The 16,322-nt window shown below is 73.9% G+C and carries 14 protein-coding genes; 8 read left to right on the top strand and 6 right to left on the bottom strand.

The features are described 5' to 3' along the window. Nucleotides 1-71 precede the first annotated feature (71 nt). Both J3P30_RS00515 and J3P30_RS00520 read right to left on the bottom strand, forming a co-directional pair. Nucleotides 72-2,198, bottom strand: a complete 2,127-nt coding sequence (locus J3P30_RS00515; protein WP_210478916.1) for a DEAD/DEAH box helicase — start codon at nt 2,196-2,198, stop codon at nt 72-74. A gap of 198 nt (nt 2,199-2,396) precedes the next feature. Beyond that, the gene (locus J3P30_RS00520; protein ID WP_210478918.1) at nt 2,397-3,941 is read right to left on the bottom strand and encodes an FAD-dependent oxidoreductase; all 1,545 of its coding nucleotides are present in this window, start codon (nt 3,939-3,941) and stop codon (nt 2,397-2,399) included. Nucleotides 3,942-4,002: 61 nt separating this feature from the next. Here J3P30_RS00520 and J3P30_RS00525 point away from each other — a divergent pair, with 61 nt between their 5' ends. Then, nucleotides 4,003-4,908 (top strand): pseudouridine-5'-phosphate glycosidase, encoded by a 906-nt coding sequence (locus tag J3P30_RS00525; protein WP_210478920.1) that lies wholly within the window; start codon nt 4,003-4,005, stop codon nt 4,906-4,908. Nucleotides 4,909-4,913: 5 nt separating this feature from the next. After that, nucleotides 4,914-5,792: a PfkB family carbohydrate kinase gene (locus J3P30_RS00530; RefSeq protein WP_210478922.1), complete on the top strand. Its 879-nt coding sequence runs from the start codon at nt 4,914-4,916 to the stop codon at nt 5,790-5,792. A gap of 46 nt (nt 5,793-5,838) precedes the next feature. Here J3P30_RS00530 and J3P30_RS00535 read toward each other — a convergent pair whose 3' ends face one another. Next, nucleotides 5,839-7,650, bottom strand: coding sequence for a DUF2207 domain-containing protein (locus tag J3P30_RS00535; protein WP_210478925.1), 1,812 nt, complete (start codon nt 7,648-7,650; stop codon nt 5,839-5,841). A 42-nt stretch (nt 7,651-7,692) separates the two neighbouring features. Between J3P30_RS00535 and J3P30_RS00540 the strand changes: the two genes are divergently transcribed. From J3P30_RS00540 to J3P30_RS00550, 3 genes are read left to right on the top strand one after another with little or no spacing between them, the layout of a single operon-like run. Next, nucleotides 7,693-9,030: a M20/M25/M40 family metallo-hydrolase gene (locus J3P30_RS00540; RefSeq protein ID WP_210478928.1), complete on the top strand. Its 1,338-nt coding sequence runs from the start codon at nt 7,693-7,695 to the stop codon at nt 9,028-9,030. After that, complete coding sequence (gene mmuM, locus J3P30_RS00545) at nt 9,027-9,920, top strand: homocysteine S-methyltransferase (RefSeq protein WP_307807336.1); 894 nt, start codon at nt 9,027-9,029, stop codon at nt 9,918-9,920. The genes J3P30_RS00540 and mmuM overlap by 4 nt, the downstream gene beginning before the upstream one ends. Further along, nucleotides 9,917-10,438: an O-acetyl-ADP-ribose deacetylase gene (locus J3P30_RS00550; protein WP_210478930.1), complete on the top strand. Its 522-nt coding sequence runs from the start codon at nt 9,917-9,919 to the stop codon at nt 10,436-10,438. Before mmuM ends, J3P30_RS00550 begins: the two co-directional genes overlap by 4 nt. 2 nt (nt 10,439-10,440) lie before the next feature. On the opposite strand, the gene J3P30_RS00555 is transcribed toward J3P30_RS00550, so the two are convergent. Genes J3P30_RS00555 through J3P30_RS00565 form a run of 3 tightly spaced genes read right to left on the bottom strand, consistent with a single transcriptional unit; the run spans nt 10,441 to nt 12,821 of the window. Continuing rightward, nucleotides 10,441-10,959, bottom strand: a complete 519-nt coding sequence (locus J3P30_RS00555; RefSeq protein WP_210478932.1) for a GDSL-type esterase/lipase family protein — start codon at nt 10,957-10,959, stop codon at nt 10,441-10,443. Between the two features lie 45 nt (nt 10,960-11,004). Continuing rightward, complete coding sequence (locus tag J3P30_RS00560; RefSeq protein ID WP_210478934.1) at nt 11,005-11,904, bottom strand: alpha/beta hydrolase; 900 nt, start codon at nt 11,902-11,904, stop codon at nt 11,005-11,007. Then, on the bottom strand, nt 11,901-12,821 hold the full coding sequence (locus tag J3P30_RS00565) for an ROK family protein (RefSeq protein WP_210478937.1): 921 nt from the start codon (nt 12,819-12,821) through the stop codon (nt 11,901-11,903). Before J3P30_RS00565 ends, J3P30_RS00560 begins: the two co-directional genes overlap by 4 nt. Nucleotides 12,822-12,926: 105 nt before the next feature. Here J3P30_RS00565 and deoC point away from each other — a divergent pair, with 105 nt between their 5' ends. Genes deoC through J3P30_RS00580 form a run of 3 tightly spaced genes read left to right on the top strand, consistent with a single transcriptional unit; the run spans nt 12,927 to nt 16,300 of the window. After that, complete coding sequence (deoC, locus tag J3P30_RS00570; protein ID WP_210481787.1) at nt 12,927-13,967, top strand: deoxyribose-phosphate aldolase; 1,041 nt, start codon at nt 12,927-12,929, stop codon at nt 13,965-13,967. A gap of 18 nt (nt 13,968-13,985) precedes the next feature. Next, nucleotides 13,986-15,434: an aldehyde dehydrogenase family protein gene (locus J3P30_RS00575; protein ID WP_210478940.1), complete on the top strand. Its 1,449-nt coding sequence runs from the start codon at nt 13,986-13,988 to the stop codon at nt 15,432-15,434. Then, nucleotides 15,431-16,300: an aldehyde dehydrogenase family protein gene (locus J3P30_RS00580; protein ID WP_210478942.1), complete on the top strand. Its 870-nt coding sequence runs from the start codon at nt 15,431-15,433 to the stop codon at nt 16,298-16,300. Before J3P30_RS00575 ends, J3P30_RS00580 begins: the two co-directional genes overlap by 4 nt. The last annotated feature ends 22 nt before the right edge of the window (nt 16,301-16,322 follow it).

Consider the following 16,322-nt stretch of genomic DNA (forward strand, 5'->3'; position numbering starts at 1 on the left):
CTTCCGCGGGTCCTACGGGCAGTCGCTCCCCCGCTGCCGGTCGAGAGCTGTCCGTATGACCCGCGCGGGGGTCAGCGGCGGGTGCCGTCGATCGCGTCGTCCAGGATCGACATGAGGGCCTGGAGCTGGACCGAGGACTCGGCCTGCACCTCCGCGTCGCTGCCGTCGAGGGCGCGGGCGGCGAGGCCGGCCTTGCTGTCGATCAGCTCGGCGATCTTCGAGTCGATCGTGTGGGCCGCGATGATCCGCCACGCCGTGACGGGCATCTCCTGGCCGATCCGGTGGACGCGGTCGATGGCCTGCTGCTGCTCGGCGGCCGTCCAGGACAGCTCGGCGAGCACGACGTCGGACGCGGCCTGGAGGTTCAGGCCGACGCCGGCGGCGGTCAGGGAGCAGACCGCGGCCTGCACGTCCGGGTCGTTCTGGAACGCGTCGATCTCCCGCTGCCGCACGCTGGCCGTCTGGTCGCCGCGGATGGAGACGGTGCGGATGTCCCGCTTCGCGAGCGTCTGCTCGGCCTGATCCATGACGTCGATGTGCTTGGCGAAGAACACGACCTTGCCGACGGAGCGCGCGAGCTGCGCGGCGTAGTCGGCCGCGAGGGCCGCCTTCGCCTGGCCGATGCGGCGCACCATCGTGAAGACGTTCTCGCCCGACTTCGCGGCCTTCGACTCCTCGAGCTCGGCCTGGGCGACGAGGCGGACGACCTCCGCGCGCTCGGTGCGGGACACCGCGCGCGGGTCGACGCCCCGGTTGCGGAGCACCGTGCGGTACCGGGAGAGGAGGCGCTGGCCGAGCTCGCGCTCGGCCTGGCGGATGGAGCGCCCGAGGTCGTCGTCCAGCTCGACAGGCAGGTCGACGATCCGCTTCGCCGGCAGGTCCTTCGCGACGTCGACCTTGCGACGGCGCACGATCCCCATGTCGACGACCGTCTGCCGGGCCGCGGGCATGAAGCCGAAGTCGGCGGGGGTGAGCCCGAGCTCCTCGAGGCGCGACAGCAGCTGCGGGCGGGGGCCCTTCTCGTCGATCCAGCCGAGGAACTGCCAGATCGCGCGGAAGTCCTCGACCGTGTTGATGAGCGGGGTCCCCGTGAGGGCGATCATCAGCGGGTTGCGGTTGCGCTCGCGGAGGCTCTTGGCGAGGGACAGGACGTTGCGGGAGCGCTGCGAAGTGAGGTTCTTGATGAAGTGCGCCTCGTCGACGACCATCCCCTTGAACCCGAGCGTGCGCAGCCAGCCCATGTGCCGGTCGAGGATCTCGTAGTTGACGACGACGACATCGGCGAACGCGTCGAGGTCCTCGCCGTCGCCGTGGATGACGGTGGCGCGCCGGTTGGGCGTCCACTGCTCGACCTCGCGGGCCCAGTTCATCTTGACGACGTTCGGCACGACCGCGAGGAGCGGGTAGGCCTCCGCGATCGAGGCCGCGATGAGGCTCTGCGCCGTCTTGCCGAGACCCGGCTCGTCGGCGAGCAGGAACGTGCGGTGGCCCTCTCGCACCGCCTCGAGGAAGCGCGACTGGTGCGGCATGAGCTCGTGACCCGACGGCGACAGCCGGTCCCGCTCCGCGGGCTCGGGCAGCCCCATGCTCGCCGAGGCCGCGCCGGTGCCGTACTCGAAGCTCTTGAACAGCGGGCCGAGCAGCTCCCAGTTGGCGAGGCGCCGCGCGGGGGCGGGCGGCTGGTAGGCGGCCGCGTCGAAGTCGGGCGCGAGGAAGGGGTTCGCGAGCTGGCGCCGGCGGACCGCGTCGGGGATGACCTGCCGCTCGAGGGCCTCGGCGGGCTCCGCTGCCGCGGGCTCCTGGACCTCCTGCTCGACCTCGATGCCCGCGTCCTCCAGCATCCGCCGCCGCAGCGAGCGGGCGGCGTCGCTGCCCGCCTTGTCGCTCTCGAGCAGCGCGATCAGCGAGGTGTCCCGCGCCGCGGTCTTGGCGAGGATCGTCGCGACACCGTCCAGCCGCTTCAGCGTCTCGGCGCGCTCCGCGTCGGGCACGCCGGCCTCCGCCTTCGCCCGCTGGCGCTCCTCGCGCACCAGGAGCGCGATCACCTGGAACTTGGTGCGGTTCGCGGGGCTCAGCGGACCGCGCGACGCGGCGCCCTCCACCTCGCGCACGGCGCGGGCGAGCACCGGAAGCAGACCCTCGTTGTCGCTCCGTCCTCCGCGCGTACGCGTAGCCTGAGCCTGGCTCGATCGAGCCATCGTCCTCCTCGAATCGGATACCGGGATCGGCGGAGCCGGTCCTCGGACGATCGGCACGAGCGGAGCCGCCCGGGCCGAGCGTGGTGTCCCGTCGCGAACCTCATCCCCGGATCGGGGTCGGTTTCGCTCAGATGGCGGGATTCCGAGGACTATTCTAGCCGACCCCCGGCCGTTCGCGGCGCGGCACGCCTCGACGCGTCAGAGGGGCGCCAGATCGCCCTTCGTGGGCCCCTCGATCCGAGTGCCGTCGTGCGAGTACCGGGACGCGTGCAGCGGGCAGTCCCACGTCAGCTCCTGGTCGTTCCAGCGCACGATGCCGCGCAGGTGGCTGCACACCGCGCTCACCGACGTCGTCGTGCCGTTCACCCTGCAGGTGGCGACCGGGCGTCCGTCGACGCGGTGCACGATCCCCTGCCCCTCGGCGGGGGCGGCGACCTCCTCGGTCGCGAGCGCCTTCGCCCAGCCGGCGGTGAGGTCCCGTGCCACCTCGGCGTTGAACCGGGCGCCGTAGAGGACGCTGCGGGGCCGGGTCACCCGGCGCCCGAGCGTCCGCGCCCACGGGATGTGGCCGCCGAGCAGCTCGCCGCTCAGCCGGATGGCGGCCGAGACGGCGTTGGTCATCCCCCACTTGTCGAAGCCGGTGGCGAGGAACACGCGCCCGGCGGTGCGGGGCATCCAGCCGACGAAGGGCACGAGGTTGGCCGACCGGTAGTCCTGCGCCGACCACGCGTGGGTGCGCTGCGCACCGGGGAAGTACGACCCGGTCCACACCTCGATGTCCGCCACCAGGTCCCTGGGGTGCGGATGGTGGGCGACCTTGTGCCCGTTGCCGCCCACGAGGAGGAGCTCGCCCTCCCCCTCCGGGAGCCCGTCCTCGGGCACGACCGGGATGCTCCGCAGCGTCCGCTTCGGCGCGTCCACGGACAGGTACATCCCGAAGTCCTCGGGCAGGGCGCCGGGCGGGACGCGGAACGCGAGCCCGTACGAGCGACCGTGCGTCACCTTCGCGAAGTAGAGGCCGCGGTCGAGGATCGGGATGCCGGTCGCCAGGACGACTCGCGTCGCACGGACCTCCCCGGCGCGGGTCCTGACCACGCAGGGCGCGCCGCGTCCGGGCCTCAGCGCGGAGACGCCCGTCACGCGCACCCCCTCGACGAGTGTCCCGCCGCGGGCGCGGAAGTCCGCGGCGAGCGCCGCGAGGACCTGCAGCGGGTCGAACTGCGCCTGGTTCCGCAGCCGGACCGCGGCGCGGACCGGGAAGGCGACGTCCAGGTCGCGCACCTTCTCGACCGGCAGCCCGACGCGCCATGCGGCGGCGAACTCGTCGTCGACCGCCCCGACGCCGTCGGGCGTGCCCGCGTAGGTGTAGGCGTCGCGGCGCTGGTACGGCACGTCGTGGTCGTCGAGGTACCTCAGCAGCCACTCGAAGCCCTCGCGGTTGCCCTCGACGTACGCCTTCGCGACCCGGAGCGAGGTGTGCTTCAGCATCTCCGAGTACTTCGTGCCCTGCAGCAGGCTGAGCTTCGCCGTCGTGTTGCCCGTGTTCACGGCGCCGACGTGGTGCGCCTCGACGATGGCGACGTGCTGCCCCGCCCGGGCGAGCAGGAGCCCCGTCACGAGACCGGTGAGCCCCGCCCCCACCACGACCGTGTCGTAGGAGACGCCCGGCTTGAAGTCGGACGCCGGATACGTGCTCCCGTCCTCGGTTCTCCTCGCGGCGCGGTCGAGCCAGAGCGACGTCATCCCCACACGGTAGCCCCGGGACTTCCGTGCCACCACGGGCTTGCCCCTCTAGGGTGAGCGCGTGCCCGGACCCTTCCTCCCGTCGCCCGACGTCGCCGCCGCCCTGGCGGAGGGACGGCCGGTCGTGGCCCTGGAGTCGACGATCATCTCGCACGGGCTCCCCCGTCCCCGCAACCGAGAGGCGGCCGAGGAGTTCGAGGAGATCCTCCGCTCCCGGGGCGTCGTCCCGGCGACGATCGCGGTACTCGACGGCGTGCCCCGCATCGGCCTGGACGCCGACGGCGTGCGGCGGATCGCCGAGGAGGAGCTCGTGAAGGCGAGCGTTAGGGACCTGCCGATCCTCGCGGCCCGCGGCGGGAGCGGCGCCACCACGGTCGCCGCCACCGTCGCCCTCGCAGCGCAGGCCGGGATCCGCGTCTTCGCGACGGGCGGGCTCGGCGGCGTGCACCGCGGGGCGAGCGAGACGTTCGACGAGTCCGCCGACCTCCTGGCGCTCGCGTCCTTCCCCGTCGCCGTCGTGGCGGCGGGCGTGAAGTCCGTCCTCGACGTGCCCGCGACCCTCGAGCGGCTCGAGACCCTCGGCGTCCCGGTGGTCGGCTACCGCACCGACGTCTTCCCGCGGTTCTGGCTGTCCGGCTCGGACCTGCCGCTCGACTGGCGGGTCGAGACGCCGGAGGAGGTCGCGGACATCCTGCACGCGCAGGACGCCGGCCCCGGCTCGGCCGGTCTCGTCGTCGCCAATCCCGTGCCCGCCGACGAGCAGTGGGACCCGGCCGAGCACGACCGCTTCCTCGAGCAGGCGTTCGCGGCCGCCGCGGAGGCGGGGGTGCGGGGGAAGGCCGTCACGCCGTTCCTGCTCGGCTGGATCGTCCGGGCCTCGGGCGGCGTCTCGCTCGAGGTGAACCTCGCGCTCGCCCGCAACAACGTCCGCCTCGCCGCCGACATCGCGGCCGCGTACGCCGCCTGAGCGCCGTGCGCATCCTCGTCGTCGGCGACGTCATCGACGACGTGCTCGTCCGGCCGTCGGGGCCGGTCCGGACGGACACCGACACTCCCGCCCGCATCGAGCGCAGACCTGGAGGATCGGCGGCGAACGTCGCCGCCTGGCTCGGCGCCCTCGGCAGGGACGTCGACTTCGTCGGGACCGTGTTCCGGGACGACGTGACCCGTCACCGGGCCGAGCTCGAGGCGCACGGCGTGCATGCCGTGCTGCACCCGAGCGACGAGCCGACGGGGACCATCGTGCTCGTGGTCGACGGCCAGACCCGGACCATGTTCACCCAGCGCGGCGCCAACCGGCTGACGGGGCCGGACTCGGTCCCGCCGGAGCTGCTGGCCGCGGCCGCCCACCTCCATCTGACCGGGTACTCCCTGTTCGGTGCCGATGGCGCCGCCTGGCGGCGGCTGCTCGAGGACGCGCGGGCCGCCGGCCTCACCACGTCGGTCGACCCGTCCTCCGCGGCCTTCCTCGCCGACTCCGGGGTCACGGAGTTCGTCGCGGTCACGGCGGGGGTCGACGTCCTGCTGCCGAACCTGGACGAGGGCCGGCTGCTCACGGGACTCCCCGATCCCGCGGACATCGCGGACGCGCTCCTCGCCCGGCATCGCGTCGCCGCGCTCACCCTCGGGCCGGCCGGCGCCGAGGTCTGCGCCCGCGGCGGGGAGGGCGGCACGGTCCCGGCCGCCCCGGCCCCCGGCGGCCTCGTCGACCCGACCGGCGCGGGCGACGCCTTCGCGGCCGGGTTCCTGTCGGTCTGGGTGGGCGGCGGCGCCCCTCTCGACGCCGCGAGGGAGGGCGCCCGGGTGGCCGCGGAGGCCGTGTCGACCGTGGGCGCCCGCCCCGCTCGGTGACCCGGCCGGAGCACCGGCAGAAGGAGAGGAAGCGCGAGGGGCCCGATCAGACCCCGCCGCCGCCTCCCCCGCCGCCGCCTCCGCCGGAGAACCCGCCGCCCGACGAGCCGCCGCTCGAGCTCGACGAGGAGCTGCCGGAGTACGTCGTCGACGCGCTCGCGCTGAGGGAGGAGATCCCGGACGAGAACGCGCCCGCGTGGAACCCGGCGGGACCCGCGAACCACTCGGGCTCCGAGCCCTCCCGCTCGTACCAGGTGCCGAGCACCTCGGCCCAGTCCTTCTCGACGCCGAACAGGACGGCGTGCGGGAGGAGCTGCTCGTACAGGTGGAGGACGGAGCCGTCCGAGCCCTCCACGCGCAGGGCACCCTCGGGGCTCTGCAGCATCCGCATGCGCTCGGCCTCGGCGAGCCGCAGGTAGTCGCGGATCCCGAGGAGCGCGTCCCGCACCTCGGCGCCCCGCTTAGTCAGCGGCCGGTGGGCGGGGAGGACGAGGGCGAGGATCCCGACCGGCGCGAGCAGCAGGGCCAGGACCGGGACGATGCCGCCGAGCGCCGCGGCGATCAGCACGAATGCGCTCACTAGGGTGGCGACCATGCCGAGCACGGCGAGCACCCCGAGCAGGGTGCGGGGTCCGGACGCAGGAAGCCGCTGGTAGCCCTGGTCGACCGCGTCCTGGCGCACGCCGCGGAGGACGTCGTGAACGGCCTTGCCCAGCCGGGTGTTCCGCGGGTCGAGCCGGACGCGCTCGCGCGGCTTCGGCTTGCCGAAGAAGGCGCGGATCAGCTTCCGCTCGGTCGCGCTCGGCTCCTTCGGTCCGCTGCCGAGCCTCGGGCGTCCCTCCATGCCGGCGAACTGGACCGTGAACGAGGGCTTCCCGCGGGAGCCCTCCTCCTCGACGATGCGGACGACCCCTCGCACCGCGAGCGAGACGAGGGACGCGGCGACCGCCCGCCGGGTCCGGTGCAGGAGGACCGCGGAGACGAGAAGGTCCGGGGCGGGCAGGGGCAGGTACTCCGGCACGATCACGGGGCGTCCCCGCGCGTCCCGCAGCCGCGACACGCGGAACACCAGCGCCCCGGCGACGGTTGCGAGCAGGAGGGCGATCGAGAGCAGCAGGATCGCGCCGAACGGGGAGGCGAAGAGGGAGTCGTCCCTCGGCACGAAGGTCCCCGCGGCGAAGCCCACGGCGAGCGTCACGTTCTCGCCCGGCCCGAGGTGGGTGTCCTCGGCCACGAGGACGGTCTCCCCGCCGCTGCGCTCGGTCGTGATCGGACAGCGCTCGTCCGAGCCCTCGGCGCCGGTGTAGCAGGCGGCGTCGCCGGTGAGGGCCGAGGCGAGGCCGGCGTCGAGGTGGAGGCGGCCGGTCACGCGGCCGAACGGCTGCGCCCAGCCCGTGCCGTTGACGTCCCAGTAGAACTCGTCCGGCTCGCCGTCCCCGCCGGTCAGCGTGACGTTCCGCTGCTCGTAGGTGATGACGTACGTGTGCGAGCCGTGCACGTAGTCGTCGGAGGCGATGGTGACGAGGAGGAACTCGTCCTCCTCCTCGGACTCCCACTCCAGAGGAGCGCCGTCGCCGTCGGTCACGCTCAGCACCCGCAGGTCCGTCGGGGCGCCCTGGTACTCGTCGACGAGCGCTCGCCGGATGCCGCGGTTCTGGTCGGTCTCCGGGAACTCCGCGGTGAGCCGCTCCACGGTGTGCAGGGTCGAGCGCCCCTCCTCGTCCCGCCCGAGCGTGTAGTCGGCCTCGAACGACGAGAACTCGAAGTCGTCGACGTCCGCGGCGACGGGCGCGGCCGCGCCGAGGACCGCGAGAAGCAGGGCGAGCACCCCCGAGAGGGCGGCGACCGGGCTGCGCACGATTCCGACTCTAGGGCGCAGGGCCTGCAGTACCGTGCTTCCATGCCCGCGCCCGCCGGTCCCGTCGTGGACACGGCGCGGCTGGAGCGCTTCCGGGCGATGCTCTCGGTGCCCACGGTCTCGGGTCCGCACCCGCCGGACCCCGCCTTCGAGGAGTTCCTCGCCCTCCTGCCCGAGCTGTACCCCGCGGTGCACGCGGAGCTCTCCCGGGAGGTGGTGGCGGGCCACACCCTCCTGTACCGCTGGCAGGGCCGCTCCGCCGGGCGGCCGACGGTGCTCCTCGCGCACTACGACGTCGTCCCCGCCGACGCCGAGCGCTGGCGGCATCCGCCGTTCGCCGCGACGGTGACGCCCGAGGGGCGGATCGTCGGGCGGGGGACGCTCGACGACAAGGGCGCGCTCGCCGCCCTCCTCGAGGCGGTGGAGGGCCTCGTCGAGGAAGGCTTCCGCCCCCGGTGCGACGTCTACCTCTGCTTCGGCCACGACGAGGAGGTCGCAGGACGGGGCGCCGCCGCCGTCGCGCGGCTGCTCGAAGGACGCGGCGTGCGGCCGGCACTCGTGCTCGACGAGGGCGGGGCCGTCGTGGAGGCGGGGACCGTGCGCGGAGTGGACAGGCCGCTCGCGGTCGTCGGTGTCACCGAGAAGGGCGTCGCGACCCTCCGGCTGACGGTGGAGCAGAAGGGCGGCCACGCGTCCGCTCCTCCCCGCCTCCCGGCGACGGCCCGCCTGGTGCGGGCCGCCGACCGGATCCGCCGCACCCGCTTCCCCGCCCGGCTGAGCCCGGCCGCAGTCTCCTTCGTGCGGACCCTCGCGCCGCACGCCCGTGGGCTGACGGGCCTCGCCTTCCGGAGCGTGAGGATCAGCCGGCCGCTGCTCGCCCGCCTGTTCGCGGCCCTCGGCGACGAGACGAGGGCGATGGTGTGCACGACCGCGACCATCACCGAGCTCAGCGGGAGCGCGAGGCCCAACGTGCTCGCCGAGCGCGCATCCGCGACGGTGAACGTCCGCATCGCCGCCGGATCCTCCGTGGCGGAGGCCCTCGCGCGGGTGCGCGCGGCCGTTCGCGACCGCGACGTGCGGATCGAGGTGCTCGAGTCGGCCGAGCCGTCGCCGGTGTCCCTGAGCAGCGGCCCGGACTGGGAGGCGATCGCGGAGGCCGCGGCCGCGATCGCACCCGACGCCGTCGTGACGCCCTACGTGATGCTCGCGGCGAGCGACGGGCGGCACTTCGCGACGATCTCCACCGCCGTCTACCGGTTCACGCCGTTCCGCATGGATTCCGCCGCCCGCGCGAGCATCCACGGCGTGGACGAGAGCATCGGCGTGGACACGTGGCTCGACGGCATCTCCTTCTACCGCCGGCTGCTGGTGGACCGGTGACCTCCCTGGAGGACGCGGCCGCCGCCGGTCCCGTCGTGCTCGACGGCGGGCTGGGGACGCTGCTGGAGGCGCACGGACACGACCTGTCGAGCGGCATGTGGTCGGCTCGGCTCCTGCAGGAGCGGCCGGACGCGATCGTGGCCGCCCACCGGGAGTTCTTCCAGGCGGGCGCTCAGGTCGCGATCGCCGCGTCGTACCAGGCGACCTTCGAGGGCTTCGCGGCTGAGGGGCTCGACCGTGCCGAGGCCGAGCGCCTCCTGCGCCGCGCCGTCGAGCTCGCGGGCGAGGCCCGCGGCGACCGGCCCGCGTGGATCGCGGCCTCCGTCGGGCCCTACGGCGCGATGCTCGCCGACGGCTCGGAGTACCGCGGCAACTACGGGCTCACCGTCGACCAGCTGCGCGCGTGGCACCGGCCGCGTCTGGAGGTGCTCGCGGACGCGGGCGCGGACCTCCTCGCCGTCGAGACGCTGCCGTCCCTCGCGGAGGTCGAGGCGGTCACGGCCGAGGTCGACCGCCTGGGCGTTCCTGCCTGGATCTCGGTGACGGTGTCGCTCGGCACGCTCCGCAGCGGCGAGTCGCTGTCCGAGGCCTACGAGGTGGCCGCGTCCGCCCCGTCGGTCGTCGCGATCGGCGTCAACTGCAGCCATCCGTCCGAGGTGCTGGGCGCGATCCGGATGGCCAGGGCCGTCACCCCGAAGCCCGTGGTCGTCTATCCCAACAGCGGCGAGGAGTGGGACGCGAAGAACCGCACCTGGGTCGGCTCGCCCGGCTTCCCGGACCACCTGGTGCACTCGTGGCGGGAGGCGGGCGCCGCGCTGATCGGCGGATGCTGCCGGGTGAAGCCGGACCAGATCGCACGGATCGCGGCGGTGCTGAGGGAGGCGGGATGACCCGGATCGAGGCGGTGCGGGGCGACATCACCCGCGAGCACGTGGACGCCGTCGTCAACGCCGCGAACAGCTCCCTGCTGGGCGGCGGCGGGGTGGACGGAGCGATCCACCGAGCCGGGGGTCCCGCCATCCTCGCGGAGTGCCGGGAGCTGCGGCGCACCCGCCTGCCCGACGGCCTGCCAACGGGTGACGCCGTCGCGACGACCGCAGGCCGGCTGCCGGCGAGGTGGGTGATCCACACGGTCGGCCCGGTCCACAGCACGCGCGAGGACCGCTCCGCGCTGCTCGCCTCCTGCTACCGGCGGTCCCTGGAGGTGGCGCGCGAGCTGGGCGCACGGAGCGTCGCCTTCCCGGCCGTGTCGGCCGGCGTCTACGGCTGGCCGATGGACGATGCGGCGAGGATCGCCGTCGGGACGGTGCGCGAGGAGCTCGACCGGCACGCCTCGCCCGAGCTCGTCCGCTTCGTGCTCTTCAGCGAGCCCGCGCTGCGCGAGTTCGAGGCGGCCCTCCGGGGCTGACCTCAGAGGTGCCTGCGGAGCTCCTCGGCCCACGCGGCGTACCCGGCCTCGTTGAGGTGCAGGCGGTCGTCGCTGTAGTCGGCCTTGATTTCGCCGTCCTCCTCCGCGAACACCGGCCAGAGGTCGACCCACTCGGCCTTGACGGTCGGCGAGTACTGGCGGATGTGGATGTTGATCTCGCGGACCCGGTCCGCCAGCTCGCGGTCGCGGGGCAGCACGGACTGCACGAGGATCCGTGCCGCGGGCAGCTCGTGGTGCAGGCGCCAGAGGATCGACTCGAGGTTGCGCACGATCTGCTCCGCGCCGCGGCGCCACGCGAGGTCGTTCGTCCCCACCATCACGACGATGGTGGACGGCTTCTTCTCGATGACCTCCGGGAGCCGCTCGAGCACCTGCTCGGTGGTGTCGCCGCTCACCCCCAGGTTGACGACGTCCAGCTCCGGGAACCGCTCCGCCCACTTCCCCTGCTCGGTAAGACTGTCGCCGAGGAAGACGGTGGTCGGTCGGTCGGATTCGGCCATGCTCCGAGGCTACGTGGCCGCCAGGGCGGTCGCCAGGGAGGCCGGTCAGAGGTGCTCGGCGTAGAAGGCGAGGATCCGCCCGACCATCGCGTCGTCGAGCATGCCGATGGAGTGGGCGGCGCCCGGGCGCAGGTCCAGCTCGACCGGCACGCCGACGGTCTCGAGCGCCTGAGCCATGGCGATCGCCGACTGCTCGGGCAGGTACTCGTCCTCGGAGTGCGCGAGGTAGAACGGCGGATCGGTCGGGTCCACCGCGTAGAGCGCGGAGGCCTGCAGCGCGGCCGGGCAGTCGGCGGGGTCGGTGCAGCCGAGGTAGGCGAGGCCGAGCCGGACCTCCTCGGCGCCGAGGTCCGGCGTGATCGCGGCCTGGGTGAAGTCGAGGACGCCGGAGAGCTCGACGACCGCGCGCAGCCGGGCGTCCTCGTCGAGCGGACCCTTCCCGGCGGTGCCGGCCTCGGAGACGAGGATCGCCCCCGCGGAGCCGCCGAAGGCCCCGATCCGCGCGGCATCGATACCGAACCGCTCGGCCTGGCCCGGCTCGCGGAGCCAGCGCACGGCCTCCTGCAGATCCTCGAGCGCGGCGGGGTAGATCGCGCCGGGCAGCTTGCGGTAGTCGATCGTGAAGGCGGCGTACCCGCTCCGGGCGAGCAGGGCCGCGATCGGTGCCGCGTCCGGTCCCGTCCTGCTCCCTCCCGTGAAGCCGCCGCCGTGCACCACCACGACGGCGGGCACCGGCACGTCGACGGGCTCGCCGGGCAGGTAGGCGTCGAGGGCCAGCTCCTGCCCGTCCACGATGCGGTAGACGACGTCGCGCTCGACGCCGCCGGGCGGCGGCGATGCCGGGGACGGAGCCGAGGTGCTCGGGTCGGGGACGGGGGTCCCGGCGCACCCCGCCAGCGCGAGCGCGACGAGGAGCCCCGCAGCGAGCCGCCGGGGCGTCCTCACGCCGCGCTCCGGTGGACGAGGGCCGCGGCGCCGACCAGGGGGCCGTCGAGTCCGAGCCCGCTGGGGGTGATGCGGGCGCGGCGCACGAAGGCGGGGGTCGTCCCGCGATCCCGCGACTCGCGCACGAGATCCAGGTAGTCGGGCGCCACCCGGGAGAAGCCGCCGCCGACGACGACGAGGTCGACGTCGCACAGCGCCGTCACCGAGGCCACGGCGCGGCCCACCGCCCCTGCGCTGCGCCGGACCGCCTCGACGGCGGCCGGAATGCCCTCCGCGTACGCGGCGGCGAGCTCCTCGCCCGTCTCCCCTGGCCAGCCCAGCGACCGGGCGAAGGCGACGGTGTTCGGGCCGCTCGCGATCGTCTCCAGCATGGCCGCATCCCCGGAGGCTCCCTCCGGTGAGAAGCCCGCAACCTCGATCTGCCCGATGTGACCGGCGTTCCCCGTACTGCCGTGCACGGGGCGGCCGTCGAGGACGAGACCGCCGCCGATCCCCGTGGACACGACCATGCCGAGGAGCGAGCGGACCCCGCGACCCGCTCCGATCCAGTGCTCGGCGAGGGCGATGCAGAGGCCGTCGAGGGCGAGGGCGACCGGGATGCCGGGCACGAGCCGCGAGACCAGGTCGACGATCGGGAAGCGGGGAACCCCGGGCAGGTTGAGTGGCGAGACCCGGCCGCCGGGAAGGTCGACCGGGCCGGCGCTCCCGATGCCGGCGCCCAGCAGCACGGCGGAGGCCGGAACCGCGGCGAGCGCCGCCTGCACGACCTCGGCGACGGCGCTCTCGAGGCTCGCCGGCGTCGCCCCGCGCCCCGTGGCGGCCCGGAACCGGGTGGAGGGCACCACGGCGCCGTTCCCGTCGACGAGGGCCGCCTCCACCTTGGTCCCGCCGAGGTCGAGGGCGAGGGCGAGGTCCACCCGCTCAGCCTAGGAGCGTTCCCGGACGAGCCGTCCCCGCTGACGTAGTCTGGGGACCGCCGCGCGCAGTCCGCTCGGCACCCGAACGGGAGAGAAGCAGTGACCATCGACACCGGCGCCGGGCCCCGCTCGGCGGCGACGACGCGCGGTGCAGCCCGGGCCCTCGACCTCCTCGACGGCCCCGTCACCGACACCACCCTCCGCCGCTACCTCGAGGGCATCCCCGGGGTCGACGCCGTCGGCCTCGACCAGCGGGCGGCCGGGCTCGGCACCCGCTCGATCAAGACCACGTCGAAGGCGATGGCCCTCGACCGCATCATCGAGCTCATCGACCTGACGACGCTCGAGGGCGCGGACACCCCCGGGAAGGTCCGCTCGCTCGTCGCCAAGGGGATCACGCCCGACCCGTCCGACCCGACCTGCCCTCGCGTCGCCGCGGTCTGCGTGTACGGGGACCTCGTCCCCGTCGCGATCGACGCGCTCGGCGCGCTGCACGCTCCCCGGTCGCGCGAGGCCGGCACGGGCCCCGGCATCTCCGTCGCCGCCGTCGCCACCGCCTTCCCGAGCGGCCGCGCCTCGCTGCGGGTCAAGCTCGCGGACGTCGAGGACGCCGTCGCGGGCGGCGCCGATGAGATCGACATGGTCATCGATCGCGGGGCGTTCCTCGCCGGTCGCTACAGCCAGGTGTTCGAGGAGATCGTCGCCGTGAAGGAGGCCTGCCGCCGCCCGGACGGCGAGGACGCCCACCTCAAGGTCATCCTCGAGGTCGGCGAGCTCGTCACGTACGACAACGTGCGGCGCGCGTCGTGGCTGGCCGTCCTCGCGGGCGCCGACTTCATCAAGACGTCCACGGGCAAGGTGACGAGCAACGCGACCCTGCCCGTGACCCTGCTGATGCTCGAGGTCGTCCGGGACTGGCACCGCCTCACCGGCGAGAAGGTCGGCGTGAAGCCCGCGGGCGGCATCCGCACCTCGAAGGACGCCATCAAGTACCTCGTGACCGTCGCCGAGACCGCCGGGGAGGATTGGCTGCAGCCGCACCTGTTCCGCTTCGGCGCCTCGAGCCTGCTCAACGACGTCCTGCTGCAGCGGCAGAAGACGAAGAGCGGGCACTACTCCGGCGCCGACTACGTGACGATCGACTGACCCGGAGGACCCCGGACCATGAGCTTCCTCGACTACGCGCCCGCGCCCGAGTCCCGGGCGATCGTGCGCCTCCGGCCCTCCTACGGGCTGTTCCTCGACGGCGAGTTCGTCGACGGGCACGGCACGCCGTTCCCCACGATCTCCCCCGCGACCGAGGAGCACCTCGCCGAGGTCGCGACCGCGGACGAGCACGACGTCGACCTCGCGGTCGCCGCCGCCCGCCGCGCGTACGACGAGGTCTGGTCGAAGCTCAGCGGATCGGACCGGGGCAAGTACCTCTTCCGCATCGCGCGCCTCGTGCAGGAGCGTGCACGCGAGCTCGCCGTCGCGGAGAGCCTCAACAACGGCAAGCCGATCAAGGAGAGCCGCGACCTCGACATCCCGCTCGTCGCCGCCTGGTTCTTCTACTACGCCGGCTGGGCGGACAAGCTCGACTACGCGGGCCTCGGCGCGAACCCCAAGGCCCTCGGGGTCGCCGGGCAGATCATCCCGTGGAACTTCCCGCTGCTCATGCTGGCCTGGAAGATCGCGCCCGCGCTCGCCGCCGGCAACACGGTGGTCCTGAAGCCCGCCGAGACGACGCCGCTCACCGCGCTGCTGTTCGCCGAGATCCTCCAGCAGGCCGACCTGCCGCCGGGCGTCGTCAACATCGTCACCGGCGCGGGGGCGACCGGGCAGGCCCTGGTCCGGCACCCGGGCGTCGACAAGATCGCGTTCACCGGGTCGACGGCCGTCGGTCGCGAGATCGCGCGGGCGACGGCCGGCACCGGCAAGAAGCTCACGCTCGAGCTCGGCGGCAAGGCCGCGAACATCGTGTTCGACGACGCCCCGATCGACCAGGCGATCGAGGGCGTCGTGAACGGGATCTTCTTCAACCAGGGCCACGTGTGCTGCGCCGGCTCCCGGCTGCTCGTGCAGGAGAACGTCCACGACGACGTCGTGGAGCGGCTCAAGCACCGCCTGTCGACCCTGCGCCTCGGCGACCCCCTCGACAAGAACACCGACATCGGCGCGATCAACAGCCAGGAGCAGCTCGACCGCATCCGGGAGCTGACCGCGGCCGGCGAGCAGGAGGGCGCGACCCCGTGGAGCCCGCCGTGCGAGCTCCCGGCGAACGGCTTCTGGTACGCGCCGACGATCTTCACCGGCGTGCAGGCGAGCTCGCGGATCGCCCGCGAGGAGATCTTCGGACCCGTCCTGTCGATCCTCACCTTCCGGACGCCGCAGGAGGCGATCGCGAAGGCCAACAACACGCCGTACGGCCTCTCCGCCGGCATCTGGAGCGACAAGGGCAGCCGCATCCTGGCCGTCGCGGACGGCCTCAAGGCCGGCGTCGTGTGGTCGAACACCTTCAACCGGTTCGACCCTGCGTCGCCCTTCGGCGGCTACAAGGAGTCCGGCTACGGCCGCGAGGGCGGCAAGCAGGGCCTGTCCGCCTATCTCGCCCCCTCGGGAGGAGCCCAGTGACCCGCCTCGCGGTCCCGAAGACCTACAAGCTCTACATCGGCGGCAAGTTCCCGCGCAGCGAGTCGGGGCGCACCTACGAGGTGGCGTCGAAGGACGGCGCCTTCCTCGCGAACGCCGCCCTCGCGTCCCGCAAGGACGCCCGGGACGCGGTCGTCGCTGCCCGCGCCGCGGTCAAGGGCTGGGCCGGCACGACCGCGTACAACCGCGGGCAGGTGCTTTACCGGATCGCGGAGGTGCTCGAGGGGCGCCGGGCGCAGTTCGCGGACGAGCTGGTCCGCACGGAGGGCCTCCCCGCGGTGACGGCGGAGGCGGCCGTGGACCTCGCGATCGACCGCTGGGTCTGGTACGCGGGCTGGGCGGACAAGTACGCCCAGGTGCTCGGCAACGGCAACCCGGTGGCCGGGCCCTACTTCAACATCTCGGTGCCCGAGCCCACCGGCGTCGTCGCGATCGTCGCGCCGCAGGCCGGGCCGGCGCACTCCCTGGTCGGCCTCATCAGCGCCGTCGCCCCCGCCCTGGTGTCGGGCAACACGGTCGTCGTGGTCGCCAGCCAGGCCGCGCCGCTGTCCGCGATCAGCCTGGGCGAGGTCCTCGCGACGAGCGACGTGCCGGGCGGCGTCGTGAACGTCCTCACCGGGTCCCCGGCCGAGATCGCCCCCTGGCTCGCCTCGCACGCGGACGTGAACGCGCTCGACCTCGTCGGCGCCGGCGCGCTCGACTGGGTGCAGCTCCAGATGGACGCGGCGGAGACGCTCAAGCGCGTGCTGATCCCGGAGGACGGCGCGGACCCCGCGGCCCCGTCCCTCGACCGCATCGCGGCCTTCACCGAGACGAAGACGGTCTGGCACACGAAGGGCCTCCTCTAGTACGCACCCCTCCTGCGCGGAT

Origin of the sequence: Naasia sp. SYSU D00948, assembly GCF_017916515.1 — a bacterium.
Classification (GTDB): Bacteria; Actinomycetota; Actinomycetes; order Actinomycetales; family Microbacteriaceae; genus Naasia.

Coding starts and splice junctions, on each gene's coding strand:
- J3P30_RS00515 (WP_210478916.1), bottom strand. CDS start 2,198: ATGGCTCGATCGAGCCAGGCTCAGGCTACGCGTACGCGCGGAGGACGG.
- J3P30_RS00520 (WP_210478918.1), bottom strand. CDS start 3,941: ATGACGTCGCTCTGGCTCGACCGCGCCGCGAGGAGAACCGAGGACGGG.
- J3P30_RS00540 (WP_210478928.1), top strand. CDS start 7,693: ATGCCCGCGCCCGCCGGTCCCGTCGTGGACACGGCGCGGCTGGAGCGC.
- J3P30_RS00550 (WP_210478930.1), top strand. CDS start 9,917: ATGACCCGGATCGAGGCGGTGCGGGGCGACATCACCCGCGAGCACGTG.
- J3P30_RS00555 (WP_210478932.1), bottom strand. CDS start 10,959: ATGGCCGAATCCGACCGACCGACCACCGTCTTCCTCGGCGACAGTCTT.
- J3P30_RS00575 (WP_210478940.1), top strand. CDS start 13,986: ATGAGCTTCCTCGACTACGCGCCCGCGCCCGAGTCCCGGGCGATCGTG.